This is a genomic window from Mycobacterium sp. PO1, assembly GCF_017312405.1.
In the GTDB taxonomy this organism is placed as follows: Bacteria; Actinomycetota; Actinomycetes; order Mycobacteriales; family Mycobacteriaceae; genus Mycobacterium.
Genome location: NZ_BLTG01000015.1, coordinates 43,998 through 67,718 on the forward strand (window position 1 = coordinate 43,998; position 23,721 = coordinate 67,718).

Here is a 23,721-nt window from a genome sequence, read left to right on the forward strand (position 1 = left end):
GTCGCCACCGCCCACCTCTCATGTGGTCGATCTCACCGGGGCCCCTGCGGTGATTCAGGTCACATTCGGCGAGGGACTATCGTCTCGGGTTGCCACAAGTATTGGGATTTGGTTAACGTCCCTGTGGTCTAGATAACGGTCCGATCACGACGGCCCATGCGGCTCACGACGAATTAAGGACTCCTCAGGTTGCCTCAGCATCGCGCGCGCCGGACAACTGCAGCCGTTGTGGCACCTGTTCCGTCCGAAAGCCCGTCCGAGGTCACGGACATCATCCCGTTCAACGAGTTCGGGGATCTGGCCGAGCTCGACATGCTCTCGCAGGCCGCGTTCGACAAGGAATCGCAGGTCATCGCCGCCCCCGAGCTCGACGACCTGCATGACACCGACGATCTCGCGCCGCTGCAGCTGGCGGTCCCGTCGGAGTTCCGGGCCGAGCCGCGCGCCGAGCGCCGCACCCACGCCTACCGGGACAGCCACACCGACCTGAGCGACGGCACCGCCACCACCGACGTCATCGACATGCGCGGGCACCGCGCCGCGCACCGCAAGCCCGAGGTGCCGATCAAGGGCCGCCTGATGGTCGCGGCCATGGCAGTGGGGGCGACCGCCGCCGGCGCCTACACGATGTCCAACAGCACCCAGCAGAGCTCTGAGAGCACCGTGCTGGCCGCCGACCAGACGTCGACCGGCGGAGCGACCATCACCGGGTCCGTCGACGGCATGCAGGTGGTCACGGTGGCTCCCGCCGTCAACTCCGCGATACACGCCGAAGAGATCACCAAGGCCGCCGCCTACGCCCAGGAACGCGCCGAACGCGAAGCCCGCCTGATCCGCCCGCAGTTCGTCATGCCGACCCGCGGGGTGTGGACCTCCGGGTTCGGCTACCGCTGGGGCGTGCTGCACGCCGGCATCGACATCGCCAACGCCATCGGTACGCCGATTCTCGCCGCCGCCGACGGCGTCGTGATCTCGGCCGGCTACCAGGGCGGCTACGGCAACATGGTCAAGCTGCGCCACGCCGACGGAACCGTCACCCTGTACGGCCACAACAGCGCCGTTCTGGTCAACGTCGGGGAACGGGTCATGGCCGGCGACCAGATCGCCAAGATGGGCAACACCGGCAACTCGACCGGACCCCACTGCCACTTCGAGGTGCACCTCAACGGCACCGACCGGGTGGACCCGGTCGGCTGGCTGGCCAAGCACGGGCTCACGCCCGGCAGCTACGTTGGCTGAGTGGCCGACGGAGACACCTCACCGGACAGCGACGACAGCACGCGCATTCTGCGCCGCGCCCCGTCGAACACCGGGGCGCAACCGGCCGTCTCGCGACCACCGACCCAGTCGGACCCACCGACGTCAGACCCACCGACCGGATGGGTCCCAGCGCCGGGGCCGCAACCACCGATCAGGCCGGCTCCGCCCGCCGGAGCGGGACCGCCTACTGGACCGGAACCGCCCACCGGTCTGATCCGCCGACACCCCACCGGTGCCCAACCCGCCGTCGACGATCCGGCTACCCAGATCGTGCCCCGAGCCAAACCGATTGCCGTCGGTCCATCCCGCGCGGCTCGGGCGGACCCGACTTCGGCGATCGCGACCTCGGTGGCCAGCATCGTCTCGGGATGGGCAACTGCCGTCATCGCCACCGATCTGATCACCGGCTGGTGGGCGACCGATCCGTTGTTCTGCGTCGCGGTGGGCTTCCTCACCACCATTTCCGCAGCGGCCACCATCGCCGGGGTCATCGCCCTGCTGTTACGCCAGCGCAACGGACGGCTGTTGGTGGTGGTAGGTGCGGTCATCGCACTGCTCATCTTCGCGAGCCTGTTCGTGGCGGGGGCGGCGCTGCCCGCGCTCGTCTACGCCATGCCGGTGCTGCCCCTGGCGTCGATCGTGGTCGCGCTGCTGCCCGCCACCGGCGCCTGGAACCGGTCCGGCTGACTCGGAGCTACAGCTTGGCCACCGGCGCGTGGTTGTGCATCAGCTTCACCCGGCCCGCGCTGCCGAAGTCGATCAGCGACATCGCGGACTCACCGACGCCCGAGACCTCCTCGACCCGGCCCAGCCCGTACTTGTCGTGGGTGACGCGGTCGCCGGGTTCGAGCACCAGCAGCGGGCGTTTGGCGGCCGCCGGACGCATCGGCGACGGGCGCGGCGTACCGAACCGGCCCGCGCCACTCACCGGTGCCGACAGCGACGACGCCGGCTGCTCGGTGCGGCGCCAGTCGATGAGCTCCTGGGGGATCTCGCGCAGGAACCGCGACTCGGGGTTGAGCATCGGCTGCCCCCAGGACGAGCGCACCTTCGCCCGGCTCAGATACAGCCGCTGGCGGGCCCGGGTGATGCCGACGTAGGCCAGCCGCCGCTCCTCGGACAACTCCACCGGATCACCGAGCGCGCGCATGTGCGGGAACATGCCGTCCTCCCATCCGGTGACGAACACCACCGGGAACTCCAGTCCCTTGGCCGTGTGCAACGTCATCATCGTGACCACGCCTGCACCGTGCTCGGGGATGTCGTCGGCGTCGGCGACCAGCGAGACCCGTTCGAGGAACGCGGCGAGCACGCCGGTGTCCGGGATGTCCTCGTCCACCGGCTCCGCACCGTCCTCATCGGCCAGTGCTCGCGCGTTCGCGAGGTCGATGCTGAATTCGTGGGCGACGCTGACCAATTCGTTGAGGTTGTCCAGCCGCGCGAGGTCCTGCGGGTCGTTCGACGATTCGAGTTCGGCGCGATAGCCGGTGCGATCCAGCACCGCCTCGACGAGTTCGCCCAACTCCCCGTCCAGCATGCCCCGCAGTTCGTCGAGCAGCCCGACGAACCCCGCGATCGCCTTCTCTGCCCGCGTGTTGAGCATCGGCACCCGGCCCTCGGCGGCCGCAACCAGTGCGTCGTTGAAGTTCAGACCGGTGTTCTCGGCGTGCACGGCCACACAGGCCTCGGCCCGGTCGCCGATACCACGGCGCGGGGTGTTCAGGATGCGCCGCATGCTGACCGAATCGCCGGGGTTGTCCAGTACTCGCAGGTAGGCCACGATGTCGCGAATCTCGCGGCGCTCGTAGAAGCGCACTCCCCCGACGACCTTGTAAGGGATGCCGGCGCGGATGAACACCTCCTCGATCGCCCGGGAGGAGTTGTTGGTGCGGTAGAAGACCGCGACGTCGTTGTAGGAGAAGTCGCCGACGGAATCGGACAGGGCGTCGATCTCCTGCGCGACGAACCGGGCCTCGTCGTGTTCATTGTCCGCGACGTATCCGACGATCAGCTCACCCTGACCGGAGTCGGTCCACAGCCGCTTCTCGCGCCGACCGGTGTTGCGCGCGATGACGGAGTTGGCCGCGTTGAGGATCGTCTGGGTGGACCGGTAGTTCTGCTCGAGCAGAATCGTTGTCGCGTCGGGAAAGTCGCGTTCGAAGTCTTCGATGTTGCGGATCGTCGCACCGCGGAACGCGTAGATGGACTGATCGGCGTCGCCGACCACGCACAGCTCGGCCGGCGGCACCGTGTCGGTGTCGGGCGCGCCCACTCCCACCAGTTCGCGCACCAGCACGTACTGGGCATGGTTGGTGTCCTGGTATTCGTCGACCAGGACGTGCCGGAATCGGCGCCGGTAGTACTGGGCGATCTGCGGGAAGGCCTGCAGCACCGCCACCGTCTCACCGATCAGGTCGTCGAAATCCAGCGCGTTGGCCGCCCGCAGCCGGCGCTGATACTCGGCGTACACCTCGGCGATGACGCGAGCCAGATCATCGGCCGCCTCGGAGGCCTCGGCGGCGGCCTGCTCGGGCCCGATCAACTCGTTCTTCAGGTTCGAGATGCCGTTGGCCAGCAACCGAGGGGAATGGCGTTTGGTGTCCAGCCCCATGTCCTTGCCGATCATCAGCAGCAGGCGGCGTGAATCGTCGGCGTCGTAGATCGAGAAGTTCGAATTCAGCCCGGCCACCAGCGAGGCCTGGTTGCGCAGGATCCGCACACACGTCGAGTGGAACGTCGACACCCACATGCTGCGCGCCCGCGGACCCACCAGACCCACCACACGCTCGCGCATCTCCGCGGCGGCCTTGTTGGTGAACGTGATGGCCAGCACCTGCCCCACCCCTACGTCGCGAGCGGCCAGCAGGTAGGCGATGCGGCGGGTGAGCACCGCCGTCTTTCCCGAACCGGCGCCGGCGACGATCAACAACGGGCTCCCCTCGTGCAACACCGCCTGGCGCTGCTGCGGGTTCAACCCGTCCAGCAGCTGATCGGTGTCGCTCGCCGGGGACGTCATCGGAAAAGGTGCAGTCATATGCGGACAAACCTACCGCTGTGAACCGACACTCTTTGCGCTGGCACGGCAGGTAGTGGCACACTCGTTGGGTGCTCAACGCGCAGCCCGGCAACTCGCTCCTCACCCGAGGGGCTCAGCGCCGATTTTTCTACGGGTACCGGCCAGCGGTGCCCGTGGTCTAGCTGCTTCCCAGAGCCCCGCGGTCCGCTTCCGGATCCGGGGCTCGTTTCTTGTGTGAGGCCCGAAACCGGATGAGACCAGACCCTTCACACAACGGAAATTCGGAGAATCACGAGATGACGACGATGGAAACCGCTGCAGCCTCCTCGGACCCCTCCCAGGAGCTCGACGCCTCGGACATCGATGCCCTGCGCCAGGAGATCGACCGGCTCGACGCCGCGATCCTCGAGGCGGTGCAACGGCGGACCCAGGTCTCACAGCTGATCGGCAAGGCACGCATGGCCTCGGGCGGCACGCGGCTGGTGCACAGCCGGGAGATGAAGGTCATCGAGCGCTACAGCGTGCTCGGCGCGGAGGGCAAGAACCTCGCGATGCTGCTGCTGCGCCTGGGCCGCGGCCGCCTCGGGCACTGATCGCACACGCCGTCGGCGTGCTGCCTGCGCGTCATCGCCGGTAGACGCACCGAGGCCGCTCGAGCGTCACTTCGGCTGTATCGCCTCCACCAGCCACGGGGTGAGCCACTCCACCGCCTCCGGGGTGGGGTGCACCCCGTCGCTGCGCATCCGGATGCCGTCGACCTTGGTGGTGTAGTAGCCGTTGGGGCTCAGCTTCTCGTTCAGATCGGCCACGGTCACGTTGGGCCGGTCGTCGACGACACCGCGCAACAGCTCGTTCCAGGTGTCGACCCGCTCCGGGTGGTCTTCGGCGTAGAGGCTGCCGTCGGGCTTCTCGGCGCGCCGGTTGTACGGCTCGGTGGTGACGACGATGCGCGCCCCGGTCGAGCCGAGGATGTCGAGCGCACGCCGGAGCTCGGCCCGCAGATACGAGTCATAGGCTTCGTCTCCGATGTGCGTCCAGCGTCCCTCGTTCATGCGGTCGACGATCTCCCACCGACCGACGATCAACAGCACCACGTCGGGGCGCTCGTAGGAGATCCGCTGACTCCACCGGCTGGGCCAGGCGTCACACTCCGGCTTCTGGTCGAGCTCTTGACCGACGTATTCGTACGGGCCGCCGCGGGCGATGCCGCAACCGATGGTCGTGTAATCGGCGAAATGCACGCCGGGCGTCGCCGGCAGATACCGCATCAGCGTCCACGCGATCGAGTCCCCGAACACCGCCACCCGCATGTCGCCGGGCGCGCCGGGACGCGGTGGCGGTGCGACCTCGACAGGGACCTCGGGCGCCACCAACGCCGCCGAATCGACCAGTGGTCCCGGCTCCGGTGTCTGGCGAGTCAGCTGCACCGGCACGATCGTCATCGCCACCATCGCCGCGGTCGCCGCCGAGGCGGCAGCCAGCGGCAGCATCGGCACGGAGACCGGCCGCCACTCCCGGATCGGCTGTTCGATCAGCCACCAGGAGATCGCGGCGACGGCGAGGGTCGCCGCACAGCGCAGCGCGAACAACTGCCAGCCCGTCACCCCGGTGCGCTCGCCGTTGACCAGCAGGAAGATCGGCCAGTGCCAGAGGTAGACCCCGTAGGAGATTGCGCCGAGGCCCACCAGCGGCCCGGTCGACAACAACCGCGCGACGGGGCCCTCCTGATCGAGCGCCACCGGCGCGATGACCAGCACAGCGGCCAACGCCACCGTGATCAGCAGGCCGTGCCGGAACTCCTCGGCGCTGCCGGTGGCACCGTGAGCGGCCAGCACGAGCACCACCAACCCGAGCGCGGGCAGCAGCCGGGCCGTCCAACGGGTCCAGCGGGAGCGCAGCACTGTGGCCCCGCTGGCCAGACCGCGCCAGTCCCGCACCAGCAGAGCCGCGGCGGCGGCGCCGACGAGCAACGCCTGAACGCGGGTGTCGGTGCCGAAGTACACGCGATTCAGCGACGCGTCCGCGGCCAGCATCATGCTGGCCGTCGCCGACGCGACCACCCCGGCGCAGGCGAGGACGAACACCGCCGTGCGCAGCGCGCGCGGGGTCAGTGGCGTGCCGCGACGGTAGGCCAGCGCCGCGAGTCCCGCGACCACAGCCGTCACCATCAGCGGCCACAGCAGGTAGTACTGCTCTTCGACGGCCAGCGACCACGTGTGCTGCAACGGCGACGGTGGCGCCCCGTGGCTGAAGTAGTCGCTGTGTTGGGCGACGAAGAGCCAGTTGGACATCCAGAACAGGGCGGCCACGGCTTCGTCGCGCACGTTGGCGGTGGCCTCTGCGGCGAACAGTTCGCGCGCGGTCACCACTGCCAGCACCATGACGATCAGCGCAGGCAGCAACCGCCGCGCCCGGCGAATCCAGAAGCCTTTCAAACCGATCCGGCCGGTGCGACCGACCTCGTCGAGCAGCAGTGAGGTGATCAAGAAACCACTCAGCACGAAAAACACGTCGACGCCGAGGAATCCGCCGGACATGCCCGGGACGCCGCCGTGGTCGGCGAGCACCAGCGCGACCGCGATGGCTCGGACACCGTCGAGCGCAGCGATGCCACGACCCGGGCTGACGTAGCGGTGCGGCCCCACGCGGATCGGCGCCGCACCCAGAGCAGTGCCGGTTTTGACGGCTCGGCCGCTGGTGCGGGTCTCGACGGCTCGGCCGTCGGTGCCGGTGTTGACGGCTCGGCCGTTTGCGTAGGGTTTGACGGCTCGGCCGTCGGTCACGTTGAAGGGCCCTCCTTGCTGCTGTCGAGCAAGGAAGTTTATGTGTTTGCAAGGACCCGACCGGGGAGGCGCGCGGCTATCCGGTCCTGCCGGTTGGCCGGCTACGTGCTCCCGCCGGCGAGCCGACTATTTCGTCCCGCCGGCGAGCCGACTATTTGGTCCCGTCCGCTGGCCGACTATTTGGTCCCGACGGCGAGCCGACCAAGTGCTCCCGTCGGCGACCCGACTATTTGGTGAGGGCGATGTACTTGGTGTCGAGGTACTCCTCGATCCCCTCACTGCCGCCTTCTCTTCCGAAGCCGGACTCCTTGATGCCGCCGAACGGCGCGGCCGCGTCGGAGATCACACCCCGGTTGACGCCCACCATGCCGGACTGCACACCTTCGGCGACGCGCAGCGCCCGGTCCAGCGATTGGGTGTAGACGTAGGCCGCCAATCCGTATTCGGTGTCGTTGGCCGCCGCGATGCCCTCCTCCTCGGTGTCGAACCCGGCGATCGGGGCCACCGGACCGAACACCTCCTCCTTGAGGATTCGGGCGTCGGCGGGCACGTCGGTCAGCACGGTGGCCGGGTAGAAGTGTCCGGGTCCGCCGGGCGCGACGCCGCCGATGGCAACCGTCGCGCCGCGCGACACCGCATCGGAGACGAGTTCCGTCACCGTGTTGACCTGCTTGGCGTTGATGAGCGGACCGAGGGTGGCCGACTCGTCGAGCCCCTTGCCGAGGGTGAACTCGCTCATCCGTTTGACGAACTTCTCGGTGAACTCCTCGCGCACCGCGTTCGCCACGTGGAACCGGTTGGCTGCGGTGCACGCCTCACCGCCGTTGCGCATCTTGGCCAGGATCGCGCCGTCCACCGCGGCGTCGACGTCGGCGTCGTCGAACACCACGAAAGGTGCGTTGCCACCGAGCTCCATCGACGTCCGCAGCAGCTTGTCCGCCGACTGCTTGACCAGCGCCTTGCCCACGCCGGTCGATCCGGTGAAGGTGAGCTTGCGCAGCCGGCCGTCGTTGATCAGCGCTTCGGTGACCGCACCGGGATTGCTGGTCGGCAACACCGACAGCACGCCCTTGGGCAACCCGGCCTCGTCCATGAGCTTGGCCAGAAGCAACATCGTCAGCGGCGTCTCCTGGGCCGGCTTGACGATCATCGTGCAGCCCGCGGCGAACGCCGGGCCCATCTTGCGGGTGCCCATGGCGAGCGGGAAGTTCCACGGTGTGATCGCGTAACAGGGACCCACCGGCTGCTTGGTGACCATGATGCGGCCGTTACCGGCAGGGCTCGGGGTGAACCGGCCGTCGATGCGTACCGCCTCCTCGGCGAACCAGCGGAAGAACTCGGCCCCGTAGGTGACCTCACCCTTGCTCTCGGCGACGACCTTGCCCATTTCGAGTGTCATCAGGGCGGCGATGTCGTCGGCGCGCTCGGTGATCGTCTCGAACACCGAGCGCAGAATCTCGCCCCGTTTGCGCGGCGGGGTCGCGGCCCACTCCGCCTGCACCTCACAGGCGGCGTCCAGTGCGGCAGCGGCGTCCTCCGCCGCGGCGTCGGCGACGGCGGTCAGCACCTGGTCGTCGGAGGGGTCGAGCACGTTGAACGTCGACGAGGACGCGCGTTCCTGCCCACCGATCCACAGCCCGGTCGGTACCGATTCCAGCAGTGCGGAAGTATCCATACCTCCATCATTTACCCCTTCGTCGGCTTGGCCGCACTAGGGTTCTGAACATGGGTTCTGACATCACTGCCACGACCGCATGGCAGGCACTGTCCCGCCATCACGCCGACGTCGCCACCACGAGCTTGCGTGAGCTTTTCGCCGAGGATTCCGCCCGCGGTTCCGAGTTGGCGTTGACCGTCGGCGACATGTACATCGACTACAGCAAGCACCGCGTCACCCGGGAGACGCTCGATCTGCTGATCGATCTGGCACGGGCAGCCGAACTGGAATCCAAGCGCGACGCGATATTCTCCGGCTCGCATATCAACACCTCCGAAGACCGGGCGGTGCTGCACACCGCGCTGCGACTGCCCAGGGACGCGGCGTTGACCGTCGACGGGCAGGACGTGGTGTCGGACGTGCACGAGGTGCTCGACCGGATGGGTGAGTTCACCGACCGGCTGCGCAGCGGCGAGTGGCGCGGCGCGACCGGTGAGCGCATCACCACCGTGGTGAACATCGGCATCGGCGGTTCCGACCTCGGACCGGTCATGGTCTATCAGGCATTGCGTCACTACGTCGATGCCGGCATCTCGGCCCGGTTCGTCTCCAACGTCGACCCTGCCGACCTGGTCGCCAAGCTCGACGGGCTGGACCCGGCGACAACACTTTTCGTCATCGCCTCCAAGACGTTCTCGACGCTGGAGACGTTGACCAACGCGACGGCGGCACGCCGGTGGCTGATAGACGCGCTCGGTGACGCGGCCGTGGCCAAGCACTTCGTCGCGGTGTCGACGAACGCGAAGCTGGTCGACGAGTTCGGCATCGACACCGAGAACATGTTCGGTTTCTGGGATTGGGTCGGCGGGCGGTATTCGGTGGACTCGGCCATCGGGCTGTCGGTGATGGCCGCGATCGGCAAAGAGCGGTTCGCGGAGTTCCTGGCCGGCTTCCATCTGGTCGACGAACACTTCCGGACCGCACCGCTGGACGCCAACGCTCCGGTGCTGCTGGGCCTCATCGGGCTCTGGTACAACAACTTCTTCGGTGCGGAAACCCGTGCGGTGCTGCCGTATTCGAATGACCTGGCCCGATTCGCCGCCTATCTGCAGCAGCTGACCATGGAGTCCAACGGTAAGTCGGTCCGCGCCGACGGCTCCCCGGTGACCAGCGGCACCGGTGAGATCTTCTGGGGTGAGCCGGGCACCAACGGCCAGCACGCGTTCTATCAGCTGCTCCATCAGGGCACTCGGCTGATCCCGGCCGACTTCATCGGGTTCAGTGAGCCGACCGACGACCTGGCCACCGCGGACGGCGACGGCAGCATGCACGACCTGTTGATGAGTAACTTCTTCGCCCAGACCCAGGTGCTGGCGTTCGGCAAGACCGCCGACGAAATCGCCGCCGAGGGAACAGCTTCAGAGGTCGTCCCGCACAAGGTCATGCCCGGTAACCGGCCGAGCACCTCGATTCTGGCGACGAAGCTGACTCCGTCGGTGGTCGGCCAGTTGGTGGCGCTCTACGAGCATCAGGTCTTCGTCGAGGGCGTCATCTGGGGTATCGACTCATTCGACCAGTGGGGTGTGGAGCTGGGTAAGACCCAGGCCAAGGCCCTGCTGCCGGTGCTGACCGACGACGCATCGCCTGCCGAGCAGACTGATTCGTCCACCGACACCCTGGTGCGCCGCTATCGCACCGAGCGGGGCCGAACGGCATAATCTGCGCTACCCAGAAGGTCCGCGAGCCGGCGCTCCCGCGAGCTGCGGCCCCGTCAGCCGGAAAGCCCGCGAGCGCGCGCGTCTGCACACCGACGCGCCGCGTCCCATGGCATTTCGCGCGCGCTCGTTGCCGCCGACCGCACGCTGCACGCGCGACACACCACACGGCAGCGTGCGGACACGCGCGTTCGCGAAGACAACTCCAGCTGGAAAAGCCGGTCAGGCGAAGCGCTTCGTGAGGCGTGGCGGCAGCAGCTTCATCACCTCGACCAGCGGCCACCACGGCCAGGCCGGAACGACGGCACGGCCCTTCTCCTTCTCGATGGCCTCCACCATCGCCTTCACGCCGGTCTCGTTGTCCACCATGAGCATGGTGGAGTTCGACTTCGCAGTCATCTCCGACTCGATGTAGCCCGGCTCCAACACCGTGACCTTGATCGGGCCAGACGACGGATACTCCGCACGCAACGACTGACCCAGCGACGTCACGCCGGCCTTGCTGGCCGAATACGCAGCCTTGACCCCGGGGACGCCGACATTGCCCAGCACCGAGGACACCAGCACCAGATGCCCGTGGCCCGACGCCTTGAACATCTCCAGCGCCGTCTCGATCTGCACCAGCGCGGCAACCAGATTGGTCTCGATCGTGGCCTTGTTGGCCCAGAGCTTGCCGCCGCCGAGTGGGTAACCCTTGCCGATACCGGCGTTGACGATGACGCAGTCGAGGCCGCCGATCTCCTCGGACAGCTCCGCGAAGACCTTGGGAACCTGATCGTGGTCGTTGACGTCGAGCGCTGCGATGGCCACCGTGATCTCGGGGTGGCGAGCCGTCAACTCGGCCTTGAGCTCGTCGAGGTTGTCCAGGCGCCGGGCGCACAGGGCCAGGTCCCGCCCCTTGGCCGCGAACTGGCGCGCCATCCCGGCGCCGAGTCCGCTGCTGGCGCCGGTGATCAGGATCTTCTGCCGAGTCATGCCAGCAGAATAACTTGGTTGAACAAGTCGCTCCGACGCCCTCTACGCTACTTCAGCAGTTTGGACATGCGCCGATCGGCGAGGATCTTGCCACCAGTCTGACAGGTCGGGCAGTACTGGAACGACTTGTCGGCAAACGACACCTCACGCACAGTGTCGCCGCACACCGGGCATGGCAGGCCGGTTCGGGCGTGCACGCGCAGGCCCGCACGCTTCTCCCCCTTCAGCGTGGCGGCCTGCTGACCCACGGACCTGGTCACCGCGTCGGTCAGCACCGAGATCATCGCGTCGTGCAGGGCCGCCAATTGCGCGTCGGTGAGCTTGTTGGCCGTCGCGAACGGCGAGAGCCGCGCCACGTGCAGGATTTCGTCGCTGTATGCGTTGCCGATCCCGGCGATCACCTTCTGATCAGTGATGACGGTCTTGATCCGGCCGGTGTTGCCGGTGAGCGCCTCGGCCAGACCCTGCGGGTCCAGCGTCAGCGCATCCGGGCCGAGGGCCGCGATCTGGGGCACGGCCATCGGATCGGTGACCAGCCAGACCGCGAGACGCTTCTGGGTGCCGGCCTCGGTCAGGTCGAAGCCGACCCCGCCAGTCCCGGCGTCGTCCCCGCCCGGCTTGCTCAGGTGCACCCGCAACGCAATCGGCCCCTTGCCCGGCTTGAGCGGCGCCGCGCTGAGCTTGTCCGACCAGCGCAACCATCCGGCCCGCGACAGGTGCGTGATGAGATGAAGCTCGCCGGCCTGCATACCGAGGTACTTGCCCCACCGGTTCGCCGCCGTGACCGGTTGACCGGCCAGCGCCGACACCGGCGGATCGAACGTCTTGAGCACGGACAGCGCTCCCACGTCGACGCGGCCGACGGTCAACCCGACCGCGTGGCGACGCAGGTGGTCGGCGAGCGCTTCGACCTCGGGCAGTTCAGGCATGAGTTCAGTCTGCCCTGACGACCAGCGACAGCACCCACGAGACGATCGACAGCACGATCGCGGCCCAGATCGCCGTCCACCAGAACTGGTCGATGGCCAACCCCCAGTGGGTCGTGTGCTCGGTGATCCACGCGGTGATCCAGAGCATGAACGCATTGATCACGACGTGGATGAGACCCAGTGTGAGGATGTACAGCGGGATCGACACGATCTGCACCACGGGTTTGATCACCGCATTGACCAGACCGAACACCACCGCGACGACGAAGATGACCCCCACCCGGGCGATCGTGGAGTCACCACCGACGAACGCGATGCCCGGCACGATGAGCGTCACCACCCACAGCGCGACCCCGGTGAGCGCGGCGCGCAACAGAAACGGACCCATGGCGGAAATACTGCCTTCCCGCGGCCGCGAACGTGCGCTGTTGCACGCCCGCGCCCCGGAGTGTCGGGCGCCAACACGCCCCCTCACCGACCGGGACGGCGTGCGCTCACGGACGAGGGTGCGGGTGCCAACTCGCCCGCTCACGGAACGGGACGGCATCCGGTAGGGGACGAACCCTCTCACCGGGCGTGCGGGACCGTTTGATCGAATGACGGTCATGTCCGTACTCGACTCCTTCCGCCTCGATGACAAGGTCGTCATCGTCACCGGCGCCTCTTCCGGGCTCGGCGTCTCGTTCGCACAGGCCTGCGCCGAAGCGGGCGCCGACCTTGTGCTCGCCGCCCGGCGGGTGGACAAGCTGCAGGAGACCTGCGAGCTGGTGCGCGCCGCCGGCCGCCGCGCCCTGGCTGTCGCCACCGACGTCTCCGAACCCGCCGACTGCCAGGCGATGGTCGACGCCGCGATGACGGAGTTCGGCCGCGTCGACGTCCTGGTCAACAATGCGGGCGTCGGCACCGCGGTACCGGCGACTCGGGAGACGCCCGAGGAGTTCAGGGCGGTCGTCGACATCAACCTCAACGGGTCGTACTGGGCGGCGCAGGCATGCGGACGGGTCATGCAGCCCGGCAGCTCGGTGATCAACATCTCGAGCGTCCTCGGCATCACGACCGCGGGTCTGCCGCAGGCGGCCTACAGCGCCAGCAAGGCCGCGATCGCCGGACTCACCCGCGACCTCGCACAGCAGTGGGGAACGCGAAAGGGCATCCGGGTCAACGCGATTGCACCGGGCTTCTTCCAGTCCGAGATGACCGACCAGTACAAGCCGGGCTACCTGGAAAGCGTCATCGAACGGTCCGTCCTCGGGCGCACCGGCGACCCGGCCGAGCTGGCGGCCACCCTGGTGTGGCTGGCGTCGCCGGCCGGAGGGTACGTCACCGGTCAGACGATCGTCGTCGACGGTGGGGTGAGCATCACCTAGCGGCCGATGTGTCGCCCCCTAGCGCCAACCTGCCGCCCGCCCGCGCGACGGTTCCGCCCCCAGCGCCAACCTGCCGCCCGCCTGCGCCGCCGGATTCGCTCTGCCCGATCCCACCCCCGGGACTAGAACACGTTCTAATATCGGCTGTCATGCGATTCACCTACGCCGAGGCGATGACCGACCCGACGTTCTACATCCCGTTGGCCAAAGCCGCCGAGGCCGCCGGCTACCACGCCATGACGATTCCCGACAGCGTCGCCTATCCGTTCGAGTCCGACTCGACATACCCCTACACCCCGGACGGCAGCCGCGAGTTCCTCGAGAACAAGGCCTTCATCGAATCGTTCGTGCTGACGGCGGCGCTGTGCGCGGTCACGACACGACTGCACTTCAACCACTTCGTGCTCAAGCTGCCGATCCGGCCGCCAGCTCTGGTGGCCAAGCAGGCGGGGTCGCTGGCCGCCCTGTTCGACAACCGGCTGGGCCTGGGCGTCGGAACCAGCCCCTGGCCCGAGGACTACGAGTTGATGAACGTCCCCTACGCCCGCCGCGGCAAGCGGATGGACGAGTGCATCGACATCATCCGGGGACTCACCTCCGGGGAGTACTTCGAGTACCACGGCGACTTCTACGACATCCCCAAGACGAAGATGACACCCGCGCCCTCCCAGCCTGTTCCGATTCTGATCGGCGGGCACGCCGACGCCGCGCTGCGCCGGGCAGCGCGCAACGACGGGTGGATGCACGGTGGTGGAGACCCCGAGGAACTCGATGCGCTGCTGAAGAAGCTCGCCGCGTTCCGCGAGGAGGAGGGACGCACCGGGCCCTATCAGATCCATGTGATCTCGATCGATGCCTACACCCCCGACGGCATCAAGCGGTTGGAGGACAAGGGCGTCACCGACGTCATCGTCGGCTTCCGGATTCCCTACATCACCGGCCAGGACACCGAGCCGCTCGACGACAAGATCCGCAATCTGGAGATGTTCGCCGAGAACGTCATCGCGAAGGTGTGACCATCGCGTCGACGGCGCGCGGCCCGAGCACGTGGTCGAGCACCGTCATGGCGGTGCCCAGCACCCCGCCTCGATCGCCGAGCGCTGACGGCGCGATGTGCAGAGACCGGGTTGCGAGCGCCGTTGCGTTGCCGTACAACGTTTCCCGCAGTCCGGCGACGAAGATGTCATAGGCGCCCGCGACATCACCGGCGACGATCAGCGTCGCCGGGTTGAGCATGTTGACCGCTGCGGCAAGCACTTCCCCCACATGCCGACCGGCGCCGCGGATGAGTCTGCGCGCCAACGCGTCTCCACCGTGAGCCAGCACGACGACGTCACGCAGATTGTGTACCGCCTGGCCGCTCTCTGCCAACGTGCGAACCAGCGCCCATCCGCCGGCGACCGCCTCCAGACACCCGACATCACCGCAGCGACAGGCTTTCCCGGCAGCTGCGGTGGTCTTGTTGTGGCCGAACTCGCCCGCTGCCCTCATCGCGCCGCGCTGCAATGCACCGCCGGCGATGATGCCCGCGCCCAGGCCGGTCGAGGCCTTGATGACGAGCACATCGTCGGACCCACGCCCCGCCCCGGATCGCCATTCGGCCAGCGCGATGACGTTGGCATCGTTGTCGACGACCACCGGGGCGTCGGTCAGCGCACGGATGTAGGGCACCAGCGGCACCCCGTCCCACCCGCTCAGCACCGGGGAGTCGGCACTGCAACCACGCCGCGGGTCGACCGTCCCGGGCAGGCTCAAGCCGACACCGAAGACGCGGGCCGGCGAGTGCCCCGACTTCGCGAGAAGTTGGCCGAGGCACGCGACGACGTCGGGCATGAGATCCTCGGGCCCGAAGCCGGGTTCCCGATCGATGTCGGCCGACGCGAGCGGCTCACCAGCCAGATCGCACGCCGCCAAGCGGACCCGACTTCCGCCGAGAGCCGCGGTCAACACGACACCGGCGGAGGCATTGAACGACACCAGCCCGGCCGGTCGCCCACCGGTCGACGGGGCTTGATCACCTTCGTTGACGAGCCCCAGCGCGGTGAGTTCCCTCACCCGCGCCGACACGGCCGTGCGGGACAACCCCGTCAGCTTTCCCAGCTCGGGCCTGCTGAGGCCCGCGTTACGCCTGATCAGCGCATACAACTCACCGACCGACCATGCGGACGACGATCGGTCGAGTCCCATGGCCGCACCCTATCGACTCCGACTTAGGCATTTCAAGTACATAAGTCGCGTTGAGAAGGACATTACTGAGTACTACATTAAGACATGAGTACTACATTAAGACAAATGAAGGAGCCCCGTTCGCTACTGGACCTCTCCACGGTGATGCCGGTCATCTCGCTGGCCGACGCCGCTGATGCGGTACCGGTCGCCCGTGCCATCGAACGGTCAGCGGTACCGCTGATCCTGGTCTCCCTGGACAACCCTGTCGGCTATGCAGCCATCGAGCGGATCGCCGCAGAGACACCGGAGATCATCGTCGGCGCAGCCGCGGTCACCGATCTGGATCAGCCTGCCCGGGCGCGCGACGCAGGTGCCGAATTCCTGGTCGCCGGTGTCGGGCACGCGCCGATGCGCGACGCGATGCGAGCCACGGAACTGCCGCACCTGCCGGGCGTCTCCAACGCCCTGCAGGCCATGGAATTGCTCGACGACGGCTACACCGACATGGTGTTGAACTCGGCCGGCGCCGCCGGGGGGATTCGCCAGCTCAAGACATTGGCCGCCTTCGCGCCGGCCGCGCGGTTCTGTGCGGCCGACGGGATCAGCCCCGGTGATCTGCCTCGCTATCTCAGCTCACCCAACGTGGGATGCGTTGCCGCGGCCTGGGTGGCCCCCGTCGACGCCGTCCGGCGGCGGGACTGGGACCGAATCCAGCGGTTGGCCGAGGTTGCCCTGAAATTGTCTACGCCGACAGTCACCACCGTCCGCGCCCTGTGACCGCGACACTCGACCGGCCTGCGGGCTCCCTGTCGGTCGTCGCCCCCGACCCGGTGGTGCGCTGGCTGGCCGTCGTCGCACTGGCTCTGGGTGGATTCGGCATCGGCACCACCGAATTCGTGTCGATGGGCCTGCTGCCGGACATCGCCACGGGGTTGGGCGTCTCCGAACCCGTAGCCGGGCATGTGATCTCGGCGTACGCGCTCGGCGTGGTCGTTGGTGCACCGCTGATTGCGGCCCTGACCGCACGGATGCCGCGCCGCACGCTCCTGCTCGCGTTGATGGCGGTGTTCACGCTGGGCAACCTCGCCAGCGTCTTCGCACCCTCCTATGGCACTCTCATCGCCGCCCGTTTCCTCGCCGGACTTCCGCACGGTGCCTATTTCGGGGTCGCCGCACTGGTGGCTGCCCACCTGATGGGCCCCCAGAACCGAGCCAAAGCAGTCGCGCATGTGATGTCGGGTTTGACGATCGCGACCGTGCTCGGCGTGCCCACCGCGTCCTGGCTCGGCCAGGCCCTGGGCTGGCGTGCCGCGTTCGGCCTCGTCGTGGCAATCGGCGTGGTCACGCTGACCGCGTTGTGGTGTTGGCTGCCGCGGCACCTGCACACGATGCGCTCGACCAGCCCGCTCACCGAGCTCGGCGCACTTCGGCGCCCTCAGGTGTGGCTGGCGCTGCTGGTGGGCATGATCGGCTTCGGCGGCATGTTCGCCGTGTACACCTACATCGCCACCACGATGACCGATGTGGCGGGACTGTCCCGCACGCTGGTTCCGGTCGCGCTCATGGTGTTCGGCCTGGGCATGGTCGTCGGCAATCTCGTCGGTGGTCGGCTCGCTGACGGGTCGGTCGTCCGCGCGCTGTACCTGTCGATGAGCGCGCTCGGTACCGCACTGGCGGTGTTCGTCTTCGCCGCACACAGTCCATGGACGGCGCTGCCGGTGCTGTTCGCCGTCGGCGCCGCGGGTTCGGCCGTGGCACCGGCACTGCAGACCCGGCTCATGGATGTCGCTCACGACGCGCAGACGCTGGCCGCGGCGCTGAACCATTCGGCTCTCAACATCGGCAATGCCACGGGTGCCTGGGTGGGCGGTCTCGTGATCGCCGCCGGGCTGGGATATACCGCCCCCGCCGCGGCAGGCGCGCTGCTCGCCCTGGCCGGCCTGATGGTGCTGACGGTTTCGGTGGTGCTGCAGCGGAGGACCTCCGCGTCCTAGAGTGGTCCGCACACCATGACCCTCACTGTCGACGAGATCCAGGTCGCCGACGCACCAGACGCCTGGGCGCGAGCGGGCTTCACCGTCGATTCCGCCGGTGACGCCGTACCGTGCTGCCGAGTCGGCGGCGTCCGTATCCGACTGGTCGGCCCGCACCACGGCAGCGGAATCGTCGGCTGGTCGTTGGGCGGGCTGCCTGCCGGGTTCTCCGGCGAGCTCGACGGCATCGTCACTGTGCGCTCGGACGGCTGTGCGGCGGCGGCAAGCACGTCAACGGATGTCAGCTCAGCGGCGCTGGCGGACGTCAACCCGGCGGCGGCAAGCACGCCCACGCACGCCCCTCGGGCGGCGCCTGCCGAGCATCCCAACGGTGTCATCGCGATCGACCATGTCGTGCTCCTGTCACCGGACCCCGATCGCACCGTGGCGGCCATGGCGGCGTTCGGCGAACGCCCTCGCCGGGAGCGCCGCGGAGAACTCGGCGGTCAGCCGATCCGGCAGATCTTCTTTCGGCTCGGTGAGGTGATCGTCGAGGTCGTCGGCGCACCAGCTGCTGCCGGCGACGGCCCATCGACACTCTGGGGCATCACCTATGTCACCGCGGACATCGACGCCACCGCTGAGTTCTTCGGCGAGCACACCGCCGCGGTGAAGCCCGCGGTGCAACCGGGGCGGCGGATCACCACGGTGCGGCACCGCGAACTCGACATCTCGGTCCGCACGGCGATGATCTCGGCGAGGCACTGACCAGCTGCCTGCTTACGTGTCTCCATTGCGTTGAGAATGCGCTGACGGCGACATCTACTCGAACTTCGGCGCTGCTACCGCAGTCCCAACGCTGGGGTCGCCTATTCTCGGCGCATGCCTGCCCCCGCCGATGACGACGTCGTGGTCATTCACACCGACGGCGGGTGCCGCCCCAATCCCGGCCCCGGCGGCTGGGGCGCGGTGCTGCGTCAACGCCACCACGTCCGCGAGCTGTACGGCGGCGAGCCGGCATCCACGAGCAACAACCGGATGGAATTGACCGCGCCGATCATGGCGCTGGAGGCACTCACGAGACCCGTCGTCGTGCACCTCTACACCGACAGCACCTACGTCCGGAACGGCATCACCAAATGGGTGCTGGGCTGGCAGCGCAACGGATGGGTGACCGCGTCGAAGCAACCGGTCAAGAACGTCGACCTCTGGCAGCGCCTTCAGACGGCCTGCGCGCGACACCGCGTCGAGTGGTTCTGGGTCAAGGGACACTCAGGCGTCGACGACAATGAGTTGGCCGACGCGTTGGCCACCCGCGGCTTGCGGGAGGCGCTGGAAGGATCAGCTGTAGCCGGCTGACCTTCGCGAGGGCCCAAACCTGCTTGGTGGTCGTGCCTGGTGGTCTTTTATGAATCGGCTATAGCAATTCGTATCAACCTTGACTTATATAAGCTGTGGCTGTAACTTCTGGTCCGTGCACGCGTTCGACGTCCTGGGCGACCCGGTGCGGCGGCGGATTCTGGAATTACTCGTCGATGGTGAGCAGTCGGCCGGTGCCATCACCGAGACGATTCGAGGCGAGTTCGACATCAGCCAGCCGGCTGTCTCTCAGCATCTGAAGGTGCTGCGGGACAACGGTTTCACTACGGTACGGCCCGAGGGGCAGCGGCGACTGTATGCCGTCGATCCATCGGCGCTGCAGCACGTCGATGAATGGTTGAACCGCTTCCGCAGGTTCTGGGCGCCCCGGCTGGACGCCCTGGATACCGAGGTCGCCCGCGGCAAGCGGCAGCGACGCATGGGTGAGCACATCAACGATCAAGGGAGACAGGACTGATGGACGTCAACCACCACGTCAACGCGGTGCAGCGTACGGTCGGCAGCCGGACCCTCGATGCCGGCGAGGCCCACGTCGTCACGCTGAGCCGCAGCTACTCCACCGACGCGGCCGACCTCTGGGATGCGTGCACCAACGCCGAAAGACTGCCGAGATGGTTTGCGCCGGTTCACGGTGACCTGAGCCTGGGAGGGAAGTACCAAGTCGAGGGCAATGCCTCCGGCACGATCCTCACCTGCGACCCGCCGCGCACCTTCACCGCCACATGGGAGTTCGGCGGCGGCGTCAGCTGGATCGAGTTGCGGATCGTCGAGGAGGGCCCCGAGCAGTCGCGAATGCAGCTGGACCACATTTCCTTGGTCGGTGACGAGATGTGGCCCCAGTACGGGCCCGGCGCCGTCGGCCTCGGGTGGGATCTGGCGCTGCTGGGCTTGGCCATTCACCTCGAGACCGGCGATTCGGTGCCGGAGGAGTTCAAGGAAGAGCAGTGGGCAACAACCGGAGCCGGCAGAGAGTACATCCGTGATGCCGGCGAAGGTTGGTACGCGGCGCAGGTGGCCTCGGGCGAGGATGCCCCGGTCGCGCGCCGCGCCGCCGACAACACCATCGCGTTCTATCGCGGTGACCCACCTCCGCAGCACGGCGGCTAGTGGCACTGCACTGCACTTTCCCGCGGCTGCCCGCCGCGGCTGCGGGAGAACCCGTACACCAGACAGGCTGCTCGGCGATGATGGGCATCGTCCAAAGACGAGTCCGCTTCCGCGGTTCGGCCTTGAAGCCTTGCGGCTGTTCGGCTCTCGAGCCGCGCGGCTATTCGGCCGTGCAGCGCTAGAACTGTCAGCGGTGAGGCACTACGGCGGTCAGGCGGCTTGCCCGTCGGGGGGTGCGGGTCCGCCGGGTTGGCCGGAGTTACTGGATTCGTCGGGTTTGTCAGGTTCGCCGGGGTCGCCTGGGCTGCTGGGTTCGTCGTCGACCCGCGGGGTTTCGCCGGGCTGGTCGTGGTGACTGCTCGGGGTGGATTCGGCGGCCCCGCCGTCGCTCTGCAGGCCGGCGTCTGGGCTGCAGGTCGGCTCCTGGTCGGGGGGTCGGAGGAGTCGTTCGGGGCGGTGGTAGGTGTTGATGCGGGTTTGGCCGGTGTCCAGCGGTGGTGGGGGGATCCATTCGACTTCGCCGCGTTCGTTCATCCGGGTGCTCCAGCCGCCGGGGCCGACGGCGCGGTTGTCGGGTCCACAGGCCAGGCCGAGTTCGTCGACGTTGGTGTTGCCGCCGTCGGTCCAGTCGGCGACGACGTGATGGGCTTGGCTGCCGTAGGCGCCCACCGTGCAGCCGGGTTTGGTGCAGCCCCCGTCGCGGGCGATCAGCATGATCCGCTGTGCTGGGGAGGCGACCCGGCGGGCCCGAAACAGTGCCAGCGCCGATCCGGTGGCCTTGTCGAACACCGCCAGGCTGTGATGGGCGTGGGCGGCCAGGCGGATCACCTCGGCGATCGGGAGGCGGGTGCCCCCACCGGTGACTCCGATCCCGGCCCGGGATTCCAGATCTTGCAGGGTGGTGCGGATGATCACCGACACCGGCAACCCGTTGAGCTGTCCGAGCTGACCGCTCATCAGCGCGATCCGCAACACCGCGACCAGCGCATCGTGTTGGCGTTGAGCCAGGCTGCGGTGATCAGCATCGATCTGAGCCTGCGAGGGCGTGCCGGAGACACACGGTTCGGGGTCGTCGGGGTTACACATGCCCGGGGCGGCGTACTTGGCGAAGATCGCCTCCATCAGCGCCCACGCTTCGGGGGTCAGCTCCCCGCTGATCGGGGTCATCGCATCGCCACGCTGTCGCCCCTTGGAGATGCCGCGGCGGCGGGCGCGTTCGGTGTCGTCGGGTTCGGGGCCGTCCTGGTCGAGCAGGAACAACGCCAACTCCGCGGCGTCGCTGACATCTTTGGGACTGGCCCCGGCCGCCAGGCGCACCAGATCGGTTTCGAACTCCTCACGGGTGCCGGCGTCGACGAAACCGGGCAGCTTGGCCACCGCCTTGGCGATCACCACCACATGCTCAGTGTTGATCGCACCCTGGGCCTGCGCGGCCGCGGTCGCCGGCAGCACCGGTGGCAGGGTTTCCCCGACGAGCGACTGCCGCGGCCCCAGCAGCGCCGCCTCACCCAACCGCCGCCCCGCCTCGGCGGTGGAGATCCGCCACCGCACCGATAGCACCTGGTTCCACGATTTGGCGCCCATCTCCTTCGCGGTGGTCTCGACCTGCAGACGCGCCAACAACCGGTTCCGCAGCGCCGGCAGCTGACACCACACCACCTCGAGCTCATCCAGGGCGTCGACCAGATCCGCGCGACCCAGCAGATCCACCCCAGCACCGGCCGCGGCGTCGACCGCGGCGCGCACCGCTGCGACCGCCTCTGACAAGACCACACCGGACATGACTCGAACATACATTCGACCACCGACAAAAACGGAGCTCCGATTCTGTGATGTATCAGGAGATCGGTGACAGTTCTGTATCAGGACATCGGTAACAGTTGATGTGTTAGGACTTCGGTGACGGTTTGGGGCGTGGGCCGCGTGGTCGGCCGTTGCCGACGCATCTGACCCCAGGTGCGGGACGTGTGTGCTCGATGAGGACTTCGCCGTCGAGGTCGGCCACGGTGATGTGGTCGCCGTCGGTCACGACGAGGACTTCCTGGCAGGCGAGCCCTCCGTCGACTTTGTAGCGGACTCCGGCGAGCAAGAAGGTTCCGGCAGTGTTGAGCGTCATGACGCAGGTGCCCTGTGGAAGGGTTTCCGGCGCCGGCGAAGGCCGGCGTGGCTTCGCGGTGACGGTGAATAGGGGTCGGTCCGCGGCTGTCAGCGCGGTTCTGGATGAGCCTAGCCCTCCAAGGGCGACCGAACACCCCGCGAGCCCGACGTGCAGCCCACTGGATCACTGGCCATCCCGCACTTGCGGAGCTGTTCGGAGCCGGATTCGCGCATTACGCGCCACCGATACGGACACCGACGGCGCGTCTCATCAGCGATCGTGCGTTGCGCTCGCTCCACCTACCGGTCCAGGTTCTTCTGGCCGGCAATACTGTCCACGATTCGGCCACCGGCGTTCATCGAATATGGTCCGTGGTCCCCGGCTGGCAATATCGCCTGTGGCCGTACAACTCTCATGCCCTGCCGATCGAACGTGCCAGCGAGATCAATGATTCGATACGTTGCTTCGTGTCAGAGAATCCCGTCTAGCTCACTCACTCCCCGACGCTGACGAAGGTGCAGCGCGGGAGTACATCGCATTCCACGAGGTTGGAATGACCGCTGCGCAGACCAGCGCCCAGGACGCGGACCTCAGCGTGACGAATCGCCCGCGGGCAGCCACTTCCCCTCGACTACGCCGGGGGGTTCAGGGACTCGGCGATCCGATCGAGCAGTCGGATCAGCTGGCTTTGTTCCTCGCTGCTGAGGCAGCCGAAGACCTCCCCCGCGACGACGACGTAGTCACGCAGCCAGCTTCGCGCTTGCTCCTCCCCCGCGGCCGTGGTCGTCAGGCGTATCGCGCGCCGGTCGTTGTCGTCGACGCCGCGGGCGACCAGCCCATCGCGCACCAGAGCCTCCACCAGCGTCGACGCAGTACCCTGGCTGATTCCGACTTCCCTGGCCAGATCCGCGAGCCGTACCGGCTGCATGCGGGCCACTTCGGCAAGCAGTTTGGATCGCGGGGTCGAGACGCCGCGCTCCCCCAGGCGGTCATCGAATGCGCGCACCACCGATTTTCCTGCGCGTCCGAACACGTCGGCCAGGCGCCCAGCGCGCTGCGCCGACTCACCTGACGCAGCGCGTCCACCCGTCGCCTCTTTCACGTTGACGAGATACTATCAGTGCCCATATAGTTTGATATCAAATGATTCGACGTAGAATGAATGGAGACGCAGATGCAGATATTCGTCACGGGCGGCAGCGGATTCGTCGGCCAGCACCTGGTCAGGCGACTTGTCCGTGCGGGCCATGAAGTGCGCGCGCTCGCCCGCACAGACAGCGCCGCCGACCTCG

Annotated in this window: 23 protein-coding genes and 1 pseudogene; 13 read left to right on the forward strand and 11 right to left on the reverse strand. The window is 67.7% G+C overall.

Annotated features, from left to right (window positions below; translation table 11 throughout):
- Positions 1–189: 189 nt before the first annotated feature.
- Together J3476_RS06480 and J3476_RS06485 are read left to right on the forward strand one after the other, a co-directional pair.
- Positions 190–1,239 carry a M23 family metallopeptidase gene (locus tag J3476_RS06480; protein WP_207065678.1) on the forward strand — a complete coding sequence of 350 codons (1,050 nt, stop codon included), beginning with the start codon at positions 190–192 and terminating at the stop codon, positions 1,237–1,239.
- Positions 1,240–1,947 (forward strand): hypothetical protein, encoded by a 708-nt coding sequence (locus tag J3476_RS06485; RefSeq protein WP_207065679.1) that lies wholly within the window; start codon positions 1,240–1,242, stop codon positions 1,945–1,947.
- 7 nt (positions 1,948–1,954) lie between these two features.
- On the opposite strand, the gene pcrA is transcribed toward J3476_RS06485, so the two are convergent.
- The gene (pcrA, locus tag J3476_RS06490) at positions 1,955–4,294 is read right to left on the reverse strand and encodes a DNA helicase PcrA (protein ID WP_207065680.1); all 2,340 of its coding nucleotides are present in this window, start codon (positions 4,292–4,294) and stop codon (positions 1,955–1,957) included.
- A 233-nt stretch (positions 4,295–4,527) separates the two neighbouring features.
- On the opposite strand from pcrA, the gene J3476_RS06495 reads away from it, so the two are divergent.
- A complete protein-coding gene (locus tag J3476_RS06495) occupies positions 4,528–4,869 on the forward strand; it encodes a chorismate mutase (RefSeq protein WP_179967542.1) in 342 nt (113 codons plus the stop codon).
- Between the two features lie 66 nt (positions 4,870–4,935).
- Here the strand turns inward: J3476_RS06495 and J3476_RS06500 are convergent, their stop codons facing one another.
- Together J3476_RS06500 and J3476_RS06505 are read right to left on the reverse strand one after the other, a co-directional pair.
- A complete protein-coding gene (locus J3476_RS06500) occupies positions 4,936–6,942 on the reverse strand; it encodes an acyltransferase family protein (RefSeq protein ID WP_207065699.1) in 2,007 nt (668 codons plus the stop codon).
- A gap of 343 nt (positions 6,943–7,285) precedes the next feature.
- Complete coding sequence (locus tag J3476_RS06505; protein WP_207065681.1) at positions 7,286–8,734, reverse strand: NAD-dependent succinate-semialdehyde dehydrogenase; 1,449 nt, start codon at positions 8,732–8,734, stop codon at positions 7,286–7,288.
- Between the two features lie 50 nt (positions 8,735–8,784).
- On the opposite strand from J3476_RS06505, the gene pgi reads away from it, so the two are divergent.
- Positions 8,785–10,434: a glucose-6-phosphate isomerase gene (gene pgi, locus J3476_RS06510; protein WP_207065682.1), complete on the forward strand. Its 1,650-nt coding sequence runs from the start codon at positions 8,785–8,787 to the stop codon at positions 10,432–10,434.
- Between the two features lie 219 nt (positions 10,435–10,653).
- On the opposite strand, the gene J3476_RS06515 is transcribed toward pgi, so the two are convergent.
- The 4 genes and pseudogenes from J3476_RS06515 to J3476_RS06525 form a co-directional block, all read right to left on the reverse strand.
- Positions 10,654–11,406, reverse strand: coding sequence for an SDR family oxidoreductase (locus J3476_RS06515; protein WP_207065683.1), 753 nt, complete (start codon positions 11,404–11,406; stop codon positions 10,654–10,656).
- 47 nt (positions 11,407–11,453) lie between these two features.
- Positions 11,454–11,927, reverse strand: a complete 474-nt coding sequence (locus tag J3476_RS27840) for a zinc finger domain-containing protein (RefSeq protein WP_286182677.1) — start codon at positions 11,925–11,927, stop codon at positions 11,454–11,456.
- 165 nt (positions 11,928–12,092) lie between these two features.
- A pseudogene (locus J3476_RS27845) lies at positions 12,093–12,335 on the reverse strand (DNA-formamidopyrimidine glycosylase family protein); the annotation flags it as partial.
- Positions 12,336–12,339: 4 nt separating this feature from the next.
- On the reverse strand, positions 12,340–12,723 hold the full coding sequence (locus tag J3476_RS06525) for a phage holin family protein (RefSeq protein ID WP_207065685.1): 384 nt from the start codon (positions 12,721–12,723) through the stop codon (positions 12,340–12,342).
- 217 nt (positions 12,724–12,940) lie between these two features.
- Between J3476_RS06525 and J3476_RS06530 the strand changes: the two genes are divergently transcribed.
- Together J3476_RS06530 and J3476_RS06535 are read left to right on the forward strand one after the other, a co-directional pair.
- Positions 12,941–13,702: an SDR family oxidoreductase gene (locus J3476_RS06530; RefSeq protein WP_207065686.1), complete on the forward strand. Its 762-nt coding sequence runs from the start codon at positions 12,941–12,943 to the stop codon at positions 13,700–13,702.
- Between the two features lie 149 nt (positions 13,703–13,851).
- On the forward strand, positions 13,852–14,718 hold the full coding sequence (locus J3476_RS06535; RefSeq protein WP_207065687.1) for an LLM class flavin-dependent oxidoreductase: 867 nt from the start codon (positions 13,852–13,854) through the stop codon (positions 14,716–14,718).
- Here J3476_RS06535 and J3476_RS06540 read toward each other — a convergent pair.
- Entirely contained in the window at positions 14,702–15,889 is a 1,188-nt protein-coding gene (locus J3476_RS06540; protein ID WP_207065688.1) for an ROK family transcriptional regulator, read from the reverse strand. The genes J3476_RS06535 and J3476_RS06540 overlap by 17 nt on opposite strands.
- 105 nt (positions 15,890–15,994) lie before the next feature.
- Between J3476_RS06540 and J3476_RS06545 the strand changes: the two genes are divergently transcribed.
- The 6 genes from J3476_RS06545 to J3476_RS06570 all read left to right on the forward strand — a co-directional run bounded on the left by J3476_RS06545 (position 15,995) and on the right by J3476_RS06570 (position 20,331).
- Complete coding sequence (locus tag J3476_RS06545) at positions 15,995–16,648, forward strand: ketohydroxyglutarate aldolase (RefSeq protein ID WP_207065689.1); 654 nt, start codon at positions 15,995–15,997, stop codon at positions 16,646–16,648.
- Positions 16,645–17,865: an MFS transporter gene (locus J3476_RS06550; RefSeq protein WP_207065690.1), complete on the forward strand. Its 1,221-nt coding sequence runs from the start codon at positions 16,645–16,647 to the stop codon at positions 17,863–17,865. The genes J3476_RS06545 and J3476_RS06550 overlap by 4 nt, the downstream gene beginning before the upstream one ends.
- Before the next feature lie 15 nt (positions 17,866–17,880).
- Positions 17,881–18,612, forward strand: coding sequence for a glyoxalase (locus tag J3476_RS06555; protein WP_207065691.1), 732 nt, complete (start codon positions 17,881–17,883; stop codon positions 18,610–18,612).
- Between the two features lie 114 nt (positions 18,613–18,726).
- Complete coding sequence (rnhA, locus tag J3476_RS06560) at positions 18,727–19,203, forward strand: ribonuclease HI (RefSeq protein WP_207065692.1); 477 nt, start codon at positions 18,727–18,729, stop codon at positions 19,201–19,203.
- 115 nt (positions 19,204–19,318) lie between these two features.
- Positions 19,319–19,681 (forward strand): helix-turn-helix transcriptional regulator, encoded by a 363-nt coding sequence (locus tag J3476_RS06565; RefSeq protein ID WP_207065693.1) that lies wholly within the window; start codon positions 19,319–19,321, stop codon positions 19,679–19,681.
- A complete protein-coding gene (locus J3476_RS06570) occupies positions 19,678–20,331 on the forward strand; it encodes an SRPBCC family protein (protein WP_207065700.1) in 654 nt (217 codons plus the stop codon). The genes J3476_RS06565 and J3476_RS06570 overlap by 4 nt, the downstream gene beginning before the upstream one ends.
- A gap of 210 nt (positions 20,332–20,541) precedes the next feature.
- Here J3476_RS06570 and J3476_RS06575 read toward each other — a convergent pair whose 3' ends face one another.
- The 3 genes from J3476_RS06575 to J3476_RS06585 all read right to left on the reverse strand — a co-directional run bounded on the left by J3476_RS06575 (position 20,542) and on the right by J3476_RS06585 (position 23,531).
- Positions 20,542–22,128, reverse strand: a complete 1,587-nt coding sequence (locus tag J3476_RS06575; protein ID WP_207065694.1) for an HNH endonuclease signature motif containing protein — start codon at positions 22,126–22,128, stop codon at positions 20,542–20,544.
- 91 nt (positions 22,129–22,219) lie between these two features.
- Positions 22,220–22,447 (reverse strand): hypothetical protein, encoded by a 228-nt coding sequence (locus J3476_RS06580; RefSeq protein WP_286182674.1) that lies wholly within the window; start codon positions 22,445–22,447, stop codon positions 22,220–22,222.
- Positions 22,448–23,060: 613 nt separating this feature from the next.
- Positions 23,061–23,531 (reverse strand): MarR family winged helix-turn-helix transcriptional regulator, encoded by a 471-nt coding sequence (locus tag J3476_RS06585; RefSeq protein ID WP_207065695.1) that lies wholly within the window; start codon positions 23,529–23,531, stop codon positions 23,061–23,063.
- 72 nt (positions 23,532–23,603) lie between these two features.
- Between J3476_RS06585 and J3476_RS06590 the strand changes: the two genes are divergently transcribed.
- Positions 23,604–23,721, forward strand: a 118-nt coding sequence (locus J3476_RS06590; protein ID WP_207065701.1) for an NAD-dependent epimerase/dehydratase family protein, incomplete at its 3' end; no start/stop codon positions are given.

Coding starts and splice junctions, on each gene's coding strand:
- pcrA (WP_207065680.1), bottom strand. CDS start 4,294: ATGACTGCACCTTTTCCGATGACGTCCCCGGCGAGCGACACCGATCAG.
- J3476_RS06495 (WP_179967542.1), top strand. CDS start 4,528: ATGAGACCAGACCCTTCACACAACGGAAATTCGGAGAATCACGAGATG.
- J3476_RS06505 (WP_207065681.1), bottom strand. CDS start 8,734: ATGGATACTTCCGCACTGCTGGAATCGGTACCGACCGGGCTGTGGATC.
- pgi (WP_207065682.1), top strand. CDS start 8,785: ATGGGTTCTGACATCACTGCCACGACCGCATGGCAGGCACTGTCCCGC.
- J3476_RS06515 (WP_207065683.1), bottom strand. CDS start 11,406: ATGACTCGGCAGAAGATCCTGATCACCGGCGCCAGCAGCGGACTCGGC.
- J3476_RS27840 (WP_286182677.1), bottom strand. CDS start 11,927: ATGGCCGTGCCCCAGATCGCGGCCCTCGGCCCGGATGCGCTGACGCTG.
- J3476_RS06525 (WP_207065685.1), bottom strand. CDS start 12,723: ATGGGTCCGTTTCTGTTGCGCGCCGCGCTCACCGGGGTCGCGCTGTGG.
- J3476_RS06530 (WP_207065686.1), top strand. CDS start 12,941: ATGTCCGTACTCGACTCCTTCCGCCTCGATGACAAGGTCGTCATCGTC.
- J3476_RS06535 (WP_207065687.1), top strand. CDS start 13,852: ATGCGATTCACCTACGCCGAGGCGATGACCGACCCGACGTTCTACATC.
- J3476_RS06540 (WP_207065688.1), bottom strand. CDS start 15,889: ATGGGACTCGACCGATCGTCGTCCGCATGGTCGGTCGGTGAGTTGTAT.
- J3476_RS06545 (WP_207065689.1), top strand. CDS start 15,995: ATGAAGGAGCCCCGTTCGCTACTGGACCTCTCCACGGTGATGCCGGTC.
- J3476_RS06555 (WP_207065691.1), top strand. CDS start 17,881: ATGACCCTCACTGTCGACGAGATCCAGGTCGCCGACGCACCAGACGCC.
- rnhA (WP_207065692.1), top strand. CDS start 18,727: ATGCCTGCCCCCGCCGATGACGACGTCGTGGTCATTCACACCGACGGC.
- J3476_RS06575 (WP_207065694.1), bottom strand. CDS start 22,128: ATGTATGTTCGAGTCATGTCCGGTGTGGTCTTGTCAGAGGCGGTCGCA.
- J3476_RS06580 (WP_286182674.1), bottom strand. CDS start 22,447: ATGACGCTCAACACTGCCGGAACCTTCTTGCTCGCCGGAGTCCGCTAC.